The sequence below is a fragment of the Streptomyces sp. NPDC045846 genome (genome assembly GCF_056431605.1).
Map to the genome: position 1 here is coordinate 812,894 of NZ_JBWKKJ010000001.1, position 17,563 is coordinate 830,456.

The 17,563-nt window shown below is 72.3% G+C and carries 15 protein-coding genes; 9 read left to right on the forward strand and 6 right to left on the reverse strand.

Annotation, left to right across the window (positions count from 1 at the left end):
- Entirely contained in the window at nt 1-2,004 is a 2,004-nt protein-coding gene (locus tag AC07F3_RS03630) for a DUF8189 domain-containing protein (RefSeq protein ID WP_479110046.1), read from the forward strand.
- Between the two features lie 21 nt (nt 2,005-2,025).
- Here the strand turns inward: AC07F3_RS03630 and AC07F3_RS03635 are convergent, their stop codons facing one another.
- A complete protein-coding gene (locus AC07F3_RS03635; RefSeq protein WP_479110048.1) occupies nt 2,026-2,928 on the reverse strand; it encodes a LysR family transcriptional regulator in 903 nt (300 codons plus the stop codon).
- Nucleotides 2,929-3,011: 83 nt separating this feature from the next.
- Here AC07F3_RS03635 and AC07F3_RS03640 point away from each other — a divergent pair, with 83 nt between their 5' ends.
- From AC07F3_RS03640 to AC07F3_RS03650, 3 genes are read left to right on the forward strand one after another with little or no spacing between them, the layout of a single operon-like run.
- Nucleotides 3,012-3,716 carry a succinate dehydrogenase gene (locus AC07F3_RS03640; RefSeq protein ID WP_479110050.1) on the forward strand — a complete coding sequence of 235 codons (705 nt, stop codon included), beginning with the start codon at nt 3,012-3,014 and terminating at the stop codon, nt 3,714-3,716.
- Between the two features lies 1 nt (nt 3,717).
- Nucleotides 3,718-5,667, forward strand: a complete 1,950-nt coding sequence (locus tag AC07F3_RS03645; protein WP_479110052.1) for a fumarate reductase/succinate dehydrogenase flavoprotein subunit — start codon at nt 3,718-3,720, stop codon at nt 5,665-5,667.
- The gene (locus AC07F3_RS03650; protein ID WP_479110054.1) at nt 5,664-6,419 is read left to right on the forward strand and encodes a succinate dehydrogenase/fumarate reductase iron-sulfur subunit; all 756 of its coding nucleotides are present in this window, start codon (nt 5,664-5,666) and stop codon (nt 6,417-6,419) included. The genes AC07F3_RS03645 and AC07F3_RS03650 overlap by 4 nt, the downstream gene beginning before the upstream one ends.
- A gap of 73 nt (nt 6,420-6,492) precedes the next feature.
- Here AC07F3_RS03650 and AC07F3_RS03655 read toward each other — a convergent pair whose 3' ends face one another.
- Complete coding sequence (locus AC07F3_RS03655) at nt 6,493-7,173, reverse strand: hypothetical protein (RefSeq protein ID WP_479110055.1); 681 nt, start codon at nt 7,171-7,173, stop codon at nt 6,493-6,495.
- Between the two features lie 441 nt (nt 7,174-7,614).
- On the opposite strand from AC07F3_RS03655, the gene AC07F3_RS03660 reads away from it, so the two are divergent.
- Together AC07F3_RS03660 and AC07F3_RS03665 are read left to right on the forward strand one after the other, a co-directional pair.
- Nucleotides 7,615-8,121 carry a SigE family RNA polymerase sigma factor gene (locus tag AC07F3_RS03660; protein WP_479110057.1) on the forward strand — a complete coding sequence of 169 codons (507 nt, stop codon included), beginning with the start codon at nt 7,615-7,617 and terminating at the stop codon, nt 8,119-8,121.
- Between the two features lie 66 nt (nt 8,122-8,187).
- On the forward strand, nt 8,188-8,991 hold the full coding sequence (locus AC07F3_RS03665; protein WP_479110059.1) for a hypothetical protein: 804 nt from the start codon (nt 8,188-8,190) through the stop codon (nt 8,989-8,991).
- A gap of 152 nt (nt 8,992-9,143) precedes the next feature.
- Here AC07F3_RS03665 and AC07F3_RS03670 read toward each other — a convergent pair whose 3' ends face one another.
- The 3 genes from AC07F3_RS03670 to AC07F3_RS03680 all read right to left on the reverse strand — a co-directional run bounded on the left by AC07F3_RS03670 (nt 9,144) and on the right by AC07F3_RS03680 (nt 14,488).
- On the reverse strand, nt 9,144-10,892 hold the full coding sequence (locus AC07F3_RS03670; protein ID WP_479110061.1) for a carbohydrate binding domain-containing protein: 1,749 nt from the start codon (nt 10,890-10,892) through the stop codon (nt 9,144-9,146).
- A gap of 154 nt (nt 10,893-11,046) precedes the next feature.
- Nucleotides 11,047-13,389: an ATP-binding cassette domain-containing protein gene (locus AC07F3_RS03675; RefSeq protein ID WP_479110063.1), complete on the reverse strand. Its 2,343-nt coding sequence runs from the start codon at nt 13,387-13,389 to the stop codon at nt 11,047-11,049.
- Between the two features lie 76 nt (nt 13,390-13,465).
- On the reverse strand, nt 13,466-14,488 hold the full coding sequence (locus AC07F3_RS03680; protein ID WP_479110065.1) for an MsnO8 family LLM class oxidoreductase: 1,023 nt from the start codon (nt 14,486-14,488) through the stop codon (nt 13,466-13,468).
- Nucleotides 14,489-14,569: 81 nt separating this feature from the next.
- Here AC07F3_RS03680 and AC07F3_RS03685 point away from each other — a divergent pair, with 81 nt between their 5' ends.
- Nucleotides 14,570-15,058, forward strand: a complete 489-nt coding sequence (locus tag AC07F3_RS03685; protein ID WP_479110067.1) for a phosphatase domain-containing protein — start codon at nt 14,570-14,572, stop codon at nt 15,056-15,058.
- A gap of 129 nt (nt 15,059-15,187) precedes the next feature.
- On the opposite strand, the gene AC07F3_RS03690 is transcribed toward AC07F3_RS03685, so the two are convergent.
- Entirely contained in the window at nt 15,188-15,409 is a 222-nt protein-coding gene (locus tag AC07F3_RS03690) for a dodecin (RefSeq protein ID WP_479110069.1), read from the reverse strand.
- A gap of 302 nt (nt 15,410-15,711) precedes the next feature.
- Here AC07F3_RS03690 and AC07F3_RS03695 point away from each other — a divergent pair, with 302 nt between their 5' ends.
- Both AC07F3_RS03695 and AC07F3_RS03700 read left to right on the forward strand, forming a co-directional pair.
- Nucleotides 15,712-16,962: an extracellular solute-binding protein gene (locus tag AC07F3_RS03695; protein WP_479110071.1), complete on the forward strand. Its 1,251-nt coding sequence runs from the start codon at nt 15,712-15,714 to the stop codon at nt 16,960-16,962.
- 83 nt (nt 16,963-17,045) lie between these two features.
- Entirely contained in the window at nt 17,046-17,537 is a 492-nt protein-coding gene (locus AC07F3_RS03700) for a peptidylprolyl isomerase (RefSeq protein WP_479110073.1), read from the forward strand.
- The last annotated feature ends 26 nt before the right edge of the window (nt 17,538-17,563 follow it).

Genomic DNA, 17,563 nt, shown 5'->3' on the forward strand with positions numbered 1-17,563 from the left:
ATGCAGCCGATCAGCAGGCGAGGCCTGCTGCGGGCGGCCGGAGCGGGAGCACTCGTGCTCCCGCTCCCGGCCCGTGCCGCGGCCGCGGCCACCCCCACCGACGTCCCGCCCCACCTCTGGGTGGACGCGGGCCCCTTCACCCCCGTCCACGACCCGTCCACCTCGGGCCGGCGCCGCTACTTCAACGACCACACCCTGGTGCGCGCGGACGCGCGCTGGCACCTGTTCAGCATCGTCGGCGACAGCGCCGCTCCCGGCGAGGCCCCGGACAGCGGGGCGGAGACCGCCTTCGCGCACGCCTCCGCCACCGATCCGCACGGCCCGTGGACCCCCCACGCCGACGCCCTGACCGTCGACCCCGCCTACTACGGCGAGCAGCACCTGTGGGCGCCGCACGTGATCGAGGCCGACGGCACGTTCTTCATGTTCTACGCGGCGGGCGGCGGCGACGGGGCCGCGATCAACCTGGCGACCTCCACCGACCTGTTCACCTGGACCCGGGTGCCGTCCGGCCCGCTGTTCAGGGGCACCGCGGCGCGTGACCCGATGGTCGTGCGGATCGGCGCCGAGTGGGTCATGTACTACACGGAGCTCGGCGCCGACGGGCACCACCTCGTGTGCTGGCGCCGCTCCGCCGACCTGCTGCACTGGAGCGCGCCCGGCACCGCGTTCGCCGACGACAGCACCGCCGCCATGGGCGTCTCGGTCACCGAGTCGCCGTACGTCGTCGAACGGGACGGCTGGTACTACCTGTTCATCGGGCCGCGCGGCGGTTATGAGGGCACCGATGTGCTCGCCTCGCGCGACCCCTTCCGCTTCACGCTCGACGGGTACGCGGGCCACGTCCCGGGCCACGCCGTCGAGGCGGTCGTCGACGGGCAGGACTGGTACGCGAGTGCGGCGGGCTGGTTCCGGCACGGGCTCTCCCTCGCGCCGCTGCGCTGGCAGGACACTCCGCCGGTGTGGCAGAGCCCGGACCGTGCCGTGGCGGCCCTGGACGTCCAGGGCCGCCTGACCGTGTTCGCCCTCGACGCCGCCGACCGCTCGATGCTGGTCCGCGTCCAGCTCGACGCGGACGGCGACACCTGGGCGCCCTGGGAGCCGTTCGGGGGACCGGCCGGTGCGGTCCCCACCCTCGGCCGCGACACCGACGGCCGTCTCGAGGTCTTCTCGCTCGCCCCCGGTGGCGCCCACCTGCACCACCGGGTGCAGCGGCCGGACGGCGGCTGGTACGACTGGGAGGTGTTCGGCGGCCCGGCCGGGGCCGCGCCCGCCGTCGCCCGCAACGCCGACGGCCGGCTTGAGGTATTCGCCCTGAGCCCCGGCGGCACCCTGGTCGCCCGCCGTCGTCAGCAGTCGCCCGGCGCGCTCGCCTGGGAGGCGTGGGACGCGGGGTTCGGCGGGGCGGCGGGGGCGCCGCCGGTCGTCGGGGTCAACGCGGACGGCCGGCTCGAGGTGTTCGTCCTGACGCGCGGCGGCACGGCGCTCCTGCACCGCTGGCAGCAGACGCCGGGCGGGGCCTGGTCGGCGTGGGACCGCTTCGGCACCGCGGCCGGCGCGGCCCCGCGGGTGGCCCGGGACGGGAGCGGCCGGCTCACCGTCGCGGCGATGGCCCCTTCCGGGGTCGCCGCCTTCCACCGGCGGCAGTCGGTGCCGAGCGGCGGATGGGCCGACTGGCAGCCGCTGTTCGGCTGGTCGACCGCGGCTCCGCTGCTGGTGCCGGGAGCCGACGGCCGCCTGGAGGGCTTCACGCTCGCGCCCGGCGGCGAACGGCTCACCCACCGCTGGCAGCTCTCCCCGGGCGGGTCCTGGGACCCGGGCGAGGACTTCACCGAGCCCGGCGTCGCACTGGCCGCCACCCCGTCGGCCGCGGCCGACGCCACCGGCCGCCTGCACCTCTTCGCGGTCACCGCCGACGGCCGGGTGCGCACCCGCGTCCAGGAACGGCCCAGTGGAGGCTGGCTCCCGTGGGCGCCCTTCGGCACCCGCGCCGTCGCCGTCTGATCCGGCCCGGGCGGGGCCGGATCAGACGGCGGTACGCTGCCCGGCCCCGATGCCGAGCAGGACCCGCTGCAACTCCCGTGCCGCGCGCGGCGGGTCCACGTCGCTGCGGTGCGCCATGGCGATGGTGCGGCGCAGCCCCGGGCGCGCCAGCGGGGTCACCCGCAGGTCCCTGGAGCGCGCCGCCACCATGCTCGGCACCACGGCCACCCCGAGCCCGGCCCGCACGAAGCCGAGCACCGCGTCCATCTCGCCGCCCTCCACCGTGAACGCGGGCTCGAACCCCTCGGCGCGGCACGCGGCCACGGTCAGCTCCCGCAGGTCGTAGCCGTGCCGGAACATCACCAGGGGCGCGTCCCGCAGATCGGCGACGCGGACCGAGGAGCCGGAGCCGGGTGCCTCCTCTGTGGCCGACGACACCACCACCAGGTCCTCCTGGAGCAGCTCGATCGTGGTGAGGGCGGGGGACCCGGCCGGCAGCGGCAGCACGATGAGCGCCAAGTCCAGCGCGCCGCGCGCCAGTTCGCGTACGAGATCGTGCGAGCCGCCCTCCTCGATGAGGAGCTGGATGCCCCGGTGGCGGTCGTGGAAGGCACGCAGCACGTCCGGCAGGAGCCCCGTGCACAGGCTCGGGGTGGCGCCCAGGCGCACCCGGCCGCGCCGCAGCTGGGCGAGCTCCTGGACCTCGATGCGCGCGGTGTCCGCGTCGGCCAGGATGCGCCGGGCCAGCGGATGCAGGGCCTCGCCCGCGTCGGTGAGCGCGATGTTGCCCCGGGCGCGGCTGAAGAGCTCGGCGCCGAGCTCGTTCTCCAGCGCCTTGATCTGCTGGGAGAGCGAGGGCTGCGAGACGTGGACACGCTCGGCGGCCCGGGTGAAGTGCCGGGTCTCGGCGACCGCCACGAAGTAGAGGAGCTGCTGGAACTGCATACCCCTACGATAGGCCATCTCTATGGAGATGAGCCCGATCATGTCTTGGACCTCTCGGGCCCTTCGCCTCTAGCGTCTATGACATGGCTCTGGCAACGCGGACGGACAAACGACCGTCCATGACGCGCACACTCTGGGACTCGACCGTCGGCAAGAAGACGGTCATGGCCGTGAGTGGTCTGATCATGCTGCTCTACCTGGTCGCGCACATGATGGGCAACCTGAAGATCTTCTTCGGGGCCGGCCAGTTCGACGCCTACGCGCACTGGCTGCGCACCATCGGCGAGCCCTTCCTGCACTACGAGTGGGCGCTGTGGCTCATCCGCGTCGTCCTCGTGGCCGCCGTGGTGGGCCACGCGGTCTCCGCGTACCAGCTCAGCCGCCGCGACCTCAGGGCCCGGCCGAGCAAGTACGTGCACAAGCGGGCCCGCGCCAGCTATGCGACCCGCACGATGCGCTGGGGCGGCATCATCCTCGCCCTGTTCATCGTCTGGCACATCCTGGACCTCACGACCGGCACCGTGCACTCCGGCTTCCGGCCGGGCCACCCCTACCAGAACGTGGTGGACACCTTCTCCACCTGGTACGGGAACGCCATCTACATCGTGGCCGTGGCCGCGCTCGCCCTGCACGTCCGGCACGGCTTCTGGAGCGCCGCCCAGACCCTCGGCGTGGGCAACGCCACCCGCGACCGGGTGCTCAAGACGCTCGCCAACGTCCTCGCCGTGCTGCTCTTCGCCGGATTCGTCTCCGTACCCGTCGCCGTCATGACCAAAGTGGTGAGCTGACATGACCTCGTACACCGACTACACGCTGGGGGAGCCGGTCGCCGACGGCCGTGCTCCGCAGGGGCCGATCGCCGAACGCTGGGACACCCGCCGCTTCGAGGCCAAGCTGGTCAACCCGGCCAACCGCCGCAAGCACACCGTCATCGTGGTCGGCACGGGCCTCGCGGGCGGATCGGCCGGGGCCACGCTCGCCGAACAGGGCTACCACGTCGTCCAGTTCTGCTTCCAGGACTCCCCGCGCCGCGCCCACTCCATCGCCGCCCAGGGCGGCATCAACGCGGCGAAGAACTACCGCAACGACGGCGACTCCATCCACCGGCTCTTCTACGACACCGTCAAGGGCGGCGACTTCCGCGCCCGCGAGTCCAACGTCCACCGGCTCGCCCAGATCTCCGTCGAGATCATCGACCAGTGCGTGGCGCAGGGCGTGCCGTTCGCCCGTGAGTACGGCGGGCTGCTCGACACCCGCTCCTTCGGCGGCGTCCAGGTCTCGCGCACGTTCTACGCCCGCGGCCAGACGGGCCAGCAGCTGCTGCTCGGCGCCTACCAGGCGCTGTCCCGCCAGATCGCGGCGGGCAACGTCGAGTTGCACGCCCGCACCGAGATGCTCGACCTGATCGTGGTGGACGGCAGGGCCCGCGGCATCGTGGCCCGCGACCTCGTCACCGGCAGGATCGACACGTACTTCGCGGACGCGGTGGTCCTCGCGAGCGGCGGTTACGGCAACGTCTTCTACCTGTCGACCAACGCCATGAACTCCAACGCCACCGCCATCTGGCGGGCGCACCGGCGCGGCGCGTACTTCGCCAACCCGTGCTTCACGCAGATCCACCCCACCTGCATCCCGCGCACCGGGGACCACCAGTCCAAGCTCACCCTGATGAGCGAGTCGCTGCGCAACGACGGACGCATCTGGGTGCCGAAGGCCAAGGGCGACACCCGCCCCGCGGCCGAGATCCCCGAGGACGAGCGCGACTACTACCTGGAGCGGATCTACCCCTCCTTCGGCAATCTGGTCCCGCGCGACATCGCCTCGCGCGCCGCCAAGAACGTGTGCGACGAAGGGCGCGGGGTGGGGCCCGGCGGGCAGGGCGTGTACCTCGACTTCGCCGACGCCATCGCACGGATGGGCCGGGCGGCCGTGGAGGCCAAGTACGGCAACCTCTTCGACATGTACGCGCGGATCACCGCCGAGGACCCGTACGAGACCCCGATGCGGATCTACCCGGCCGTGCATTACACGATGGGCGGGCTCTGGGTCGACTACGACCTCCAGACCACGGTGCCCGGCCTCTTCGCGATCGGCGAGGCCAACTTCTCCGACCACGGCGCCAACCGCCTCGGTGCCTCCGCGCTGATGCAGGGTCTCGCCGACGGCTACTTCGTGCTCCCCTCGACCATCAACGACTACCTGGCCCGCAACCCGCACCAGGAGCCGGTCACCGCCGCCCACCCGGCGGTCGCCGATGCGGTCGCCGAGACCGAGGACCGCATCAACCTCCTGCTTGCGGTCGACGGCGACCGCACCCCCGACTCCTTCCACCGGGAGATCGGCGAACTCATGTGGGAGTACTGCGGGATGGCCCGCACCGAGGAGGGCCTGCGCAAGGCCCTCGACCGGATTCCGCAGATCCGCGAGGAGTTCTGGCGGCGCATCAAGGTGCCGGGCAGCGGCGAGGAGTTCAACCAGTCCCTGGAGAAGGCCAACCGCGTCGTCGACTACCTGGAGCTCGCCGAGCTCATGTGCCTCGACGCGCTGCACCGCGCCGAATCCTGCGGCGGCCACTTCCGCGAGGAGTCCCAGACCCCGGAAGGCGAGGCCGAACGCCGCGACGAGGAGTTCTCCTACGCCGCCGCCTGGGAGTTCGCCGCCACCGGCGAGGCCCCCGTCCTGCACAAGGAACCCCTCGTCTTCGAGTACGTCCACCCCACTCAGCGGAGCTACGCATGAAGCTCACCCTGCGCGTCTGGCGCCAGAAGAACGCCGACTCGCCCGGCGCCATGGCCACGTACGACGTCGACAACATCTCGACGGACATGTCCTTCCTCGAAATGCTCGACACGCTCAACGAGGAGCTCATCCTCAGGGGCGAGGAGCCGGTCGCCTTCGACCACGACTGCCGCGAGGGCATCTGCGGCGCCTGTTCGCTCGTCATCAACGGCGATGCGCACGGCCCCGAGCGGACCACCACCTGCCAGCTCCACATGCGCTCGTTCAGCGACGGCGACACCATCGACGTCGAGCCCTGGCGCGCCTCGGCGTTCCCGGTGGTGAAGGATCTCGTGGTGGACCGCTCGGCCTTCGACCGGATCATCCAGGCGGGCGGCTACATCAGCGTGCCGACCGGCGCCGCCCCCGAGGCCCACGCCACGCCCGTGCCCAAGCCCGACGCGGACTTCGCCTTCGAGCACGCCGAGTGCATCGGCTGCGGTGCGTGCGTGGCCGCCTGCCCCAACGGCTCGGCGATGCTGTTCACCTCGGCGAAGATCAACCACCTGAACGTGCTGCCGCAGGGCGCGCCCGAGCGTGAGACGCGGGTCCTCGACATGGTCGGGCAGATGGACGACGAGGGCTTCGGCGGCTGCACCCTGACCGGCGAGTGCGCGACGGCCTGCCCCAAGGGCATCCCGCTCCCGTCGATCGCGGCCATGAACAAGGAGTGGCTGCGGGCCACGCGGAGGGCGAAGAAGGTGGGCCGCTGACGCCGGCCCCCGCCAGGTGTGCGCGCCCCCGGTGATCCGGGGGCGCGCACACGTGCTCAACCGGCCCTGTCCGTCAGCCGGTCACGGTGATCTGCTGGGCGGAGTCGGTCGTGTCGGTGACGCTGTAGGTGGCCGAGAAGGTGGCGCTCTGGTCGCCCGTGGGGCACAGGAACCCGCCGGTCACCGTGGCGGGCACGGGTGCGCCCGAGATGGCCAGCGTGGACGGCGCTCCGTTGGCCCAGGTACCGGAGACGGTGGTGGGGCCGGTCGGCGAGGCGGTGATGGTGCAGGTGGCAAGTCCGCTCGTCCTCAGGACGAAGCCGCCCTGGGGCATGGTCAGTCCGGCCGTGACGGCCGTGTCGTTCTGGGCTGAGAGGGACCACGCGCCGTTGGTGTCATTGGTGTCGGCGGTGACGCCCACTCCGAAGATGCTGGTCGAACAGCCGCTGAACGTGGGCGGGTTGATGGGCACCGAGACCGGGCCCGCGTCGTTGTGGTTGCCGGGCGCGGCCGGTATCTGGTTGTTGGCGCCCGTGGTGGGCAGGGACGCCGAGACCGTACAGGTCATGGTGGTGGACCCGGCCTGGAAGGTGGCCTGCCCGGTGAGCTGGGCCGCGAACGAGTGACCGGCCGGTGTCACGGTGGTCGACCCGGCCGCGGGCAGGGCGCTCGCCCCGGCCGCGTGGCCGAGTACCAGGGCCGTCGCCGCGGCAGGGGCGAGCAGAGCGAGCGTGCGGGAGCTGCGTGTCGCCATGGGGGGCTCCTCGGTTTCGAACGGATTCGACGGTGGGGGATGCGAGGAGGAACGGAGGTGACTTGAGGGTAGGGCGGGTGCGCGAGGGCGGAAAGAAGGCTCCGGGCCAGTAAGTTGACGAAGTTTCAGGTTGTCGACGCGGGCCCTCGTGCTACAGATCGTCAGCAAGGGCGCCGGGCATCGAGGACCCCCGGTGGGAGCTGCGATGGGGGCCCGCTCCTGCGGGCGTCCACGCCGGGACGGAGAAGGCCCGGCGGTGGTCCCCGGTGGCCGGCCGAACCCCCGCATCAAGCAACCCCCACGGGAGCCCGGGAGTGCCGACCGGTCCGGGTCCGGCGACGGCAGAAAAAGAAGGTGTCCCGCCCGCGACATTTTTGCCCCCCGCGTAGTCAAGAGGGGTATGCACCGCGATCACAGAACGACAGAACAGGCGGGGACCGCGTGAGATCAGCACAGGAGGATGAGTATCTGGAGTTCCTGGCCGCGAGGGCGAAGGCGCTCTACCGCTCGGCGTACGTGCTCGCCGCGGGCGACACGCATCTCGCCGAGGACCTGGTCCAGGAGACCCTCAGCCGGGTCTACGTGCACTGGAAGCGGGTGGCCAAGGCGGCGAGCCCCGCCGCCTACGCCCAGACCGTCCTGGTCCGCACCTTCCTCAGCCTGCGGCGCCGGCGGAGCACGGGAGAGCGCCCCGTCGGAGCCATACCCGACCGCGCGGCGCCCGGCCCCGACACCGCGCTGCGCCTCACCCTGCTGGACGCGCTCGGCCAACTGCCGCCCCGCGACCGGGCGGTGCTCCTGCTGCGCTACTGGGAGGACCGCAGCATCGAGGAGACCGCCCAGATGCTCAGGCTGAGCAGGAGCGCGGTCCGCTCCCAGGGCACCCGGGCGCTCGAGCGCGTGCGTGCGCTGCTCGGCGACAGCCTGGCCGACCTGGTCCCGCACTGAGCATCCGTGCACGCGGGCCACGCACCGCCCCACCACCCCCATCAGCGTCCGAAAGGCGACCCCAGCATGCCGTTCGAAGCAGACCTCGCCCATGCCCTGGACCGTACGACCGAGTCCCTCGCCCCCGATCTCACCGACCTCCTGAGCGGCGCCGTCGAGCGCGGAAGAAGCCGCCGGCGCCGGCGCAACGCCGCCCTCGCCGCCGGGGTCGGCGTCTGCGCCGTGGTCGCGGCGGCCGCCCTGGCGCTCCCCGGCGCGCTCGCCGGGCTCCACTCCACGGGTTCCGACATCGAGACGGTGGCCCTGGCGACGCCCCGCTCCGAGATCACCGGCACCCAGATGGTCCAGGCCCTGGAGAGAACGTTCCCCGGCGGCCGGTTCAGCCAGGCCACAGGGCAGAGCAACAACCCCTCGGACCCGTCCGGCGGTTACGTCGCCAACGGCGAACTGGTCGTCGACGACGGGCACGGCGCCGCGATGGTCGGCGTCTCGGCCGTGCGGCTCAAGCTGCCGCTCCAGGACGGCGGCGGACTGAGCTGCGACCGGACGCCCCAGCGGGCCGAGGGTGACACCTGTGCGCTGAGCGAACTGCCGCCCAGCGCCGCGCTCCCCGGCGGAGCCGTGGTGATGTCGGAGCGGAACGCGGCCCAGCACGCGGGCGGCGGCGCGTCCGCCCACCGCTGGACGGTGACGGTGACCTCGAAGTCGACCGGAGCGCAGCTCCAGATGGTGCAGTGGAACAGCACCGGGGGCGGCACCGGGGCCGACACCCCGAAGCCGACCCGGCCCGCCCCTCCGCTCTCCGAGCAGCAGGCGGTGGCCGCACTCACCGGTGCCACCTGGGCGCCGATCCTCGGCGCCGTCGCCTGACCCGTCGTACGCCGTGCTGCGAAACGGGGCCTCCCGCGGGCGCGTCACGGACGGCGCCGTCGGCCGAGCCGGACGCGCCGCGGGCCCCTGCCCCCGGCCACGCCCGGCCGTCTCATGACCGTCGCTCTCCCACGGGAGGGCGACCAAGGCGCCTAGCTGACCGAGAGGTCGTCCCCGTAGACCGAGCCCTGGCCGTACCAGCCGTGCAGATACACGGTCACGGTGCCGGAGGCGCCCGTGGTGAACGGCACGGTCAGCTTGGACCAGCCGCTGGAGCTGGTCCAGGTGCTGCCCGTCGCACCACCCCGCACGCCGAGGTAGGCGTAGCTGCCCTGCACCCAACCGCTCAGCGTGTACTGGGTGTTGGGGGCGAGGGTGAGCGTCTGGGCGCACTCGCCCGTCTGCGAGGAGGTGGGCGCGGTCTTGAGCGCGTACGAGCCGCCGTGCACCGGGCTCGACACCACGGCGGCGCCGCTGTCACAGGTCCACGGGGCGAGCGAGCCGCTCTCGAAGCCGCCGTTGACCAGCGCGCCGGGGTTGCCGCCGGAGCCCGACACGGTGAGCGTGAAGGTCGTCGAGTGGGCGAGCGTGCCCGCCGTGCCGGTGACGGTGATCGGGTACGTTCCGGGCGCGGCGGAGGCGGACGCGCTGAGGGTGAGCTGGGCCGAGGCGCCCGCGGTGACGGACGTCGGGCTGAGGGTCGCCGTCACTCCGGCCGGGGCGCCACTGGCCGTGAGCGCGAGCGTCTTGGCGTTGCCGGAGGTCACGGCCGTGCTCACGGTGGCGGTGGTGGAGCCGCCGGGTGCCACGGAGGCCGAACCGGGCGTGACCGCCACCGAGAAGTCGTCCTGGACGGGGCCGCCGCCCCCGGTGAACGGCTCGAAGGTGTGGCTGAAGTACCACGGGTCCTGGGCGATGCCGGAGCAGGTGTCCTTGCCGCCGGTGCCGGGGCAGCCGCCGTTGTCCCGCTGGAGCGCCCAGAAGGACAGGGTGTTGATGCCCTTGGCGGTGGCCCAGTTGTAGACGGCGGTGGCGTCGGCGGTGGTGAAGGTCTCGGCGGCGCCGTAGTCGTCGATGCCGGGCATCTCGGTGACGCCGACCATGCCCCACAGCTGGCTGGAGGACTTGCCGGGGTACAGGGAGGCGAGCTGGTTGTAGAGGCCGGTGGCCGCGGTCTGGGTGTCGTTCGCCATGTTGTGCGTGGCGCCGTCGTAGTAGTCGAAGGTCATGATGTTGACGACGTCGACCTTCGCGCCGTACTGCACCGCGCTGCGCAGCACCGCGAGACCGCTGTCGGCGAGCCCGCCCGTGGTGGTGGGCAGGGTGTAGGAGAACTGCACGGAGCGCCCGTTGGCGGCCGCCCAGTCCTGGACCTTCTTGATCGCCTGGTTGCGGCGGTCGATGCCCGCCTTGTTGGTCAGCGAGTTGTCCTCGATGTCCATGTCGAGCCGGGAGAGGTCGTAGGTGGTGATGACCTTCTCGTACGCGGCCGCGATCGAGTCCACGCTGGTGCAGCTGTCGGCCAGCTCGGTGCCGCCGTTGTCGGCCGCGTACCCGCCGAAGGACGGGATGACGTCGCCGCCGCGCGAGCGGATGGTGGAGATGTCGGCGCCGAAGACGGAGGACGAGATCGGCTGCGAGGTGGAGCCGTTCCAGTACGGGGTGCACGAGCCCTTCGCGTCGGCCTGCACGAACGCCATGGTGAGGTACTTCGCACCCGACTTCTGCGCCAGGTCGGCCGGGCTGTCGGAGGAGTACGCCTCGAAGTACGGGGCGAAGACGTGGGCGGGGAGCGGGGTGGCGGCGTGCGCGGCGCCACCGGCCCCGATGACCAGGCCGGCGGACGCGGCGACGGTACTGAGCGTGGCGAGCAGGGCGCGGACGGATCTCGGACGTCTCATCGGGGCTCTCCGACGGGGTGAGAGAAGGGTGCGGACGCCCCATGATTGGTCTGGACCAACACCCGGTCAAGGGTCTAGGCCACTTCATTCCCCGCTGTTTGCCCGCCCCCTCAACCGACCTGCGGTGATGGCGAGTTGTGCTGTATCCGGCCGGTCAGATCCCGGCCAGCGCCTTCGCCAGGTACGGGGCCGTGCGGCCCGCTCCGGCGTCGGCGACCTCGTCCGGCGGGCCCGCGGCCACGACGCGGCCGCCCTCGTCGCCCCCGCCGGGGCCGAGGTCGAGCATCCAGTCGGCGCCCGCGACCACCGTCATGTCGTGCTCGACGACGACCACCGAGTGCCCCGCGTCCACCAGGCCGTGCAACTGCCGCAGGAGGATCTCCACATCGGCCGGGTGCAGACCCGTCGTCGGCTCGTCCAGGACGTACAGCGTGTGATCGCGGCGCACCCGCTGCAACTCCGTGGCCAGCTTGATGCGTTGGGCCTCGCCGCCCGACAGCTCGGTGGCGGGCTGGCCCAGGCGCAGATAGCCGAGGCCGACGTCGAGCAGGGTGCCCAGGCTGCGGGCGGCCGACGGGTGGTCCGCGAAGACCTCGGCCGCGGCCTCCACGGTGAGGTCGAGCACCTCGGCGATGGTGCGCCCCCGGTGGGTGACTTCGAGCGTCTCGGGGTTGTAGCGCGCGCCGCGGCAGTCCGGACAGGGCGCGTACGTGCTCGGCAGGAAGAGCAGCTCCACCGAGACGAAGCCCTCGCCCTGGCAGGTCTCGCACCGGCCGCCCGCCACGTTGAAGGAGAACCGGCCCGCCTTGTAGCCGCGCGCCTTCGCCTCCTCGGTCGCGGCGAAGAGCGCGCGTACGACGTCGAAGAGGCCCGTGTACGTCGCCAGATTGGAGCGCGGTGTGCGGCCGATCGGCTTCTGATCCACCCTCACCACCCGCCCCACACCGGGCAGTTGGTCGGTCAGCTCGTCGACGAGGGTGGACTTGCCGGAGCCCGAGACGCCGGTCACCGCCGTGAACACGCCGAGCGGGAACGCCGCGTCCACGCCGCGCAGGTTGTGCCGGGTGACGCCGGTCAGCTCCAGCCACCCGCGCGGTTCGCGGACCGCGCGGCGCGGCGCGGGGGAGCGGTCGAAGAGGAAGCGCCGCGTGGCCGACTCCTCGACACCGGCGAGCTCGGCCGGCGGCCCGCAGTGCAGCACCCGGCCGCCGTGCACACCGGCCAGTGGGCCCACGTCGACGAGCCAGTCCGCGTGCCGCACCACGTCGAGGTGGTGCTCGACCACGAACACCGAATTGCCCGCGGCCTTCAGCCGGTCAAGCACCGTGAGCAGCGCCTCGGTGTCGGCGGGGTGCAGGCCCGCCGACGGCTCGTCCAGGACGTACACGACCCCGAACAGCCCGGAGCGCAGCTGGGTGGCGAGCCGCAACCGCTGCAACTCACCCGCCGAGAGGGTGGGCGCGGTCCGGTCCAGGCTCAGATAGCCGAGGCCCAGCTCCCGCACGGGTTCGATGCGCGAGAGCAGGTCGGCGGTGAGGGTCCGGGCCGTCGGGCCGCCGTCGGCCCCGGCGAGCAGCGAGGCGAGGGCCGTGAGGGGCAGGGCGACGAGTTCGGCGATCGTGCGGCCCGCGAACGTGACGGCGAGCGCCTCGGCCCGCAGGCGGCGGCCGTCGCAGACGGGGCAGGCGGCCGCGGTCAGGAAGCGCTCCGCCTTGGTCCGCAGGGTCTGGCTCTTGCTCTCCGCGAACGTTTTCATCACATAGCGCCGAGCGCTGAAGTACGTTCCCTGGTAAGGGCGTTGGATGCGGCCCGCCTCGCGCACCGGGTGCACCGTGACCACCGGCTGCTCGTCGGTGAACAGGATCCAGTCCCGGTCCTTCTGGTCGAGTTCGGCCCAGGGCCGGTCCACGTCGTAGCCCAGTGTGTCGAGCACGTCGCGGAGGTTCTTGCCCTGCCAGGCACCCGGCCAGGCGGCGATCGCGCCCTCGCGGATGGACAGCGAGGGATCGGGGACGAGCAGTTCCTCGCTGGTGCGGTGGACCAGGCCGAGCCCCTGGCACCCGGGGCAGGCACCGGCGGCCGTGTTGGGCGAGAAGGCGTCCGAGTCGAGGCGTTCGGCGCCCGCCGGGTAGTCGCCCGCGCGCGAGAACAGCATCCGCAGCGAGTTGGAGAGCGTGGTCACCGTGCCGACCGAGGAGCGCGACGAGGGCGCCGAGCGGCGCTGCTCCAGGGAGACGGCGGGCGGCAGCCCCGAGATGTCGCCGACCGCGGGCGCGCCCACCTGGTGGATCAGCCGGCGGGCGTACGGCGCCACCGATTCGAAGTAGCGCCGCTGTGCCTCGGCGTAGATGGTGCCGAACGCGAGCGAGGACTTTCCCGACCCGGAGACGCCGGTGAACACCGCGAGACAGTCGCGCGGGATGTCGACGTCCACGCCGCGCAGATTGTGCTCACGGGCTCCGCGGACACGGACGAACGGGTCAGAGGGGCTTTGCATACCAAAATTCTACGGGCGCCTTCCGGCTGGTCCGCGATCTTCGGTCCGGCCCGCGGCCTCTCGCACGAGGGCCCCGTCAGCCCGCCGGAGCGGTGGCCAGGCCCGCGAGACCGGCGATCCGCCGGTAGGAGTCCAGCAGCGCCGTGCGGTCGTACGTGCTCGTCGTGACCAGGAACTCGTCGGCGCCGCTGTGTGCCAGCAGCTTCTCCAGCGCGTCGGCGACCTCGTCCTCGGTGCCGTGGATCTGGCCGCGCAGGGCGTCCAGGAACAGGGTCCGCTCGCCGTCGGTCATGGCGCGCGACAGGACGTCGTCGACGGGGGACAGCGGCGGGAACGCGCCGTGGGTGCGGGAGTACGCCATCGACCAGGCCTCGGGAAGCAGGATCCGGCGGGCGGCCTCGGTGGTGTCGGCGACGGCGACCGCGCCGGACACGACGACGTACGGCCGGTCGAAGAGCGCGGAGGGCCGGAAGGTGTCGCGGTAGACGTCGATGGCCCGCAGCATCGCGTCCTCGCCGCGCACGTTCGCGATGACCAGCGCGAGCCCGGCCTCCGCCGCCACCCGGGCGCCCTGTCCGGTGGCCAGCACGAAGGCGGGGAGGGAGAGGCCCTCGGCGGGGTGGGCGTGGACCTGGGGGTGCGCGGTCTGGGTGCCGTCGAAGTAGCCGAGCAGCTCGGCGAGGCGCGCCCCGAAGTCTTCGGCGTCCTGCTTGCCGTGGCCCAGCGCCTTGCGGATGCCGTCGGTGAACCCCACCGAACGGCCGAGCCCCATGTCGATCCGCCCCGGGAAGAGCGACTCCAGCACCCCGAACTGCTCGGCCACGACCAGCGGTTGGTGATTGGGCAGCATGACCCCGCCGGTGCCGACGCGGATCGTGGAGGTGGCCGAGGCAACCGCCGCGGCGAGGACCGTGGGCGCGGAGCCGGCGACGCCGGGCACGGAGTGGTGCTCGGAGACCCAGAAGCGGTGGTACCCGAGCCGCTCGACCTCCCGGGCCAGCGCCACGGTGTCCCGCAGGGACTGCTGTTCGTCGTGCCCGGCGCGGATGCGCGAGCGGTCGAGTACGGAGAAGCGGGTCTTCGCGATCACTGAGGTCACACCTGGTCCAACGCACGGGCCGCGCCAGGATTCCCGTGACCCGCCCGACGCCGGCGCACCGCGCGGTTCTAGCCTGGCAGCGTGATCGACAACACCCGGCCGCTGGCCGTCTTCGACCTGGACGGCACCCTCGCCGACAGCTCCCACCGCCAGCGCTTCCTGGACCGCAAGCCGCGCGACTGGGACGCGTTCTTCGCCGCCGCCCCCGCCGATCCGCCCCTCGCCGAGGGCGTGGCGCTGTGCCTGGAGGCCGCCGAGGAGTGCGAGGTCGTCTACCTCACCGGGCGGCCCGAGCGGTGCCGCGCGGACACCGTGGACTGGCTCGCCGCCCAGGGACTTCCGGCCGGCGCGCTGCACATGCGGCGCAACGACGACCGGCGGCCCGCCCGCGTCACCAAGCTGCAGATCCTGCGCGGGCTCGGCCGGGGCCGCGAGATCCGGATGCTGGTCGACGACGACGCGCTCGTGTGCGACGCCGCCGAGCAGGCCGGTTTCCGTGTGGTACGCGCCCGGTGGACCGGTGCGAGCGAGGCCCTGAAGGACGCCCAGGAACGGGAGGGCCGCACCTGAGGGCGGCGCCCCCCCCGGCGGGCCGGACGTGGCGTACCGGAGCCGGGCCCACCGGCCCGTGCGGACGCCGCCGGTCCTCGGCAGCGCGCCGGGGCCGGACCCCGTCGGCCCTGAAGCTGAGGTCCAGGGTCAGACTTCCGCGTCGTCGTCCAGCCGGAAACCGACCTTGAGGCCGACCTGGTAGTGCTCGATCACGCCGTTCTCGATGTGGCCGCGGACCTGCGTCACCTCGAACCAGTCCAGGTTCCTCAGGGTCTGTGACGCGCGGGCCACCCCGTTGCGGATGGCCTGGTCCACGCCCTCGTGCGAGGTGCCGACGATCTCGCTGACGCGGTAGGTGTGGTGGGACATGAGGGTGCTCTCCTCTCGTCGCGTTACTCCACCGTGCCCCACCCGGCCCGACTCCGCGAGACAGCGGGCCCGGGCCGCCCTGCCCCGGGTGGTGGCGAGTGGGTTTCCCCGGGTAACCCGGACGCGGCCAAACGGCCGCCCCCGCCGCTTTCGGGGTGGCCGGAAAAGTTCGGACCCTCCGGGACTTGACCGCCCCATTGGTCCATACCAAACTCACGAGCCACACCCGAACAAGCCACGTCGCGCTTGCCCCCACGTCGGGTCATGACTGCTTGCCCACACGCAGAAGGTGACCTTTCGTGATGATCCGCCGTACTCTCGCCTGCTCCGTAGCGCTGGTCTCGGTCTGCGCCCTGAGCGGTTGCGGCGCGCTGCCCGGCTTCGGGGACGACACCACCAAGGTCACCGTCTGGCTGATGAAGGACAGTGCCTCCGACGACTTCGTGCAGCGCTTCAAGCGCGGCTTCGAGCAGGAGCACAAGGGCGTCGAACTCGACGTCCGGATCCAGGAGTGGACCGGAATAGGCCAGAAGATCACGACCGCCCTCAAGGGCGGCGACGCGCCGGACGTCATCGAGGTCGGCAACACCCAGGTGCCCCAGTACGCGACCAGCGGCGGCCTCCTCGACATGACGCTGGAGTCGCTGCGCGACTGGGGCAGCGGCGACTGGCTGCCCGGGCTCGCCCAGCCCGGCAACGTGGACGGCATGCAGTACGGCATCCCGTGGTACGCCGCCAACCGCGTGGTGCTCTACGACAAGGACCTCTTCGCGGCCGCCGGGATCACCAAGCCGCCCAAGAACCGCGCGGAGTGGCTCGCCGACACGGCGAAGCTCAACTCGGGCTCCACGCAGGGCATCTACCTCGCCGGGCAGGACTGGTACACGCTGGCGGGCTTCGTCTGGGACGAGGGCGGGGAGCTCGCCCAGCAGGACACCGGCGACTGGAAGGGCACGCTCGACACCCCGGCCGCGCTGCGCGGCATGGAGTTCTACAAGCAGCTCCAGGCGCTCGGCCGGGGCCCCAGGAACGCCGACGAGGCGACCCCGCCCCAGGCCGACGTCTTCGCCAAGGGAAAGGTCGCCCAGATGATCGCGGTACCGGGCGCCGCCAAGGCCATCCAGAAGGCCAACCCGCGCCTCGCCGACAAGCTGGGCTACTTCCCGATTCCGGGGCCCACCGACGCCAAGCCCGGCGCGGTCTTCACCGGCGGCTCGGACCTGATCATCCCGCGCAAGACCGCCCACCGGGCCGAGGCCGTCCAGGTCGTCGCGGCACTGGCCGGCGAGAAGTGGCAGACCGACCTGGCCACGACGATGAACTACGTACCCAACAAGTCCACGCTGGCCCGCGCGGTGGAGGGCCAGGCGGGCACCGCCGCGATGGCCAGGGGCGCGGCGCAGGGGCGGGCCACCCCCAACTCGCCCCAGTGGGCCGCCGTCGAGGCCGACAACCCCATCAAGCCGTACATGACGGCCGTCCTGAACGGAGCCGACCCGAAGAAGGCCGCCAAGACCGCCTCCGACCGGCTCACCACCCTGCTGTTCCCGTGAGCGGGGGCCGTTTCGCCGCCCGGCGGGGCTGAGAGGGTGAGCCGGGATTGGGTCACGGGACAGCTGATGTCAGGATGGGGTCCATGCAGAACGTTTACTTCGACATCACCATTGACGGCAAGGACGCCGGCCGCATCGTCTTCCGGCTCTTCGACGACGTCGTCCCCGAGACGGCCCGCAACTTCCGCGAGCTCGCCACCGGCCAGAACGGCTACGGCTACGCCGGTTCCGCCTTCCACCGCGTCATCCCGCAGTTCATGCTCCAGGGCGGTGACTTCACGCACGGCAACGGCACCGGCGGCAAGAGCATCTTCGGCGCCACCTTCGCCGACGAGAACTTCCAGCTCAAGCACGACCGGCCGTTCCTGCTGTCGATGGCCAACCGCGGCCCCAACACCAACGGCTCCCAGTTCTTCGTGACGACCGTCGTCACCGACTGGCTGGACGGCAAGCACGTCGTCTTCGGCGAGGTCGTCGAGGGCCAGGACCTCGTCCAGCAGATCGAGGCGCTCGGCAGCCGCAGCGGCGCCCTGGGCTCGGACGTCGTCATCAAGGCGAGCGGCACCGTCGCCTGACGCCGTCCCCCCTACAGCGCCGCCCT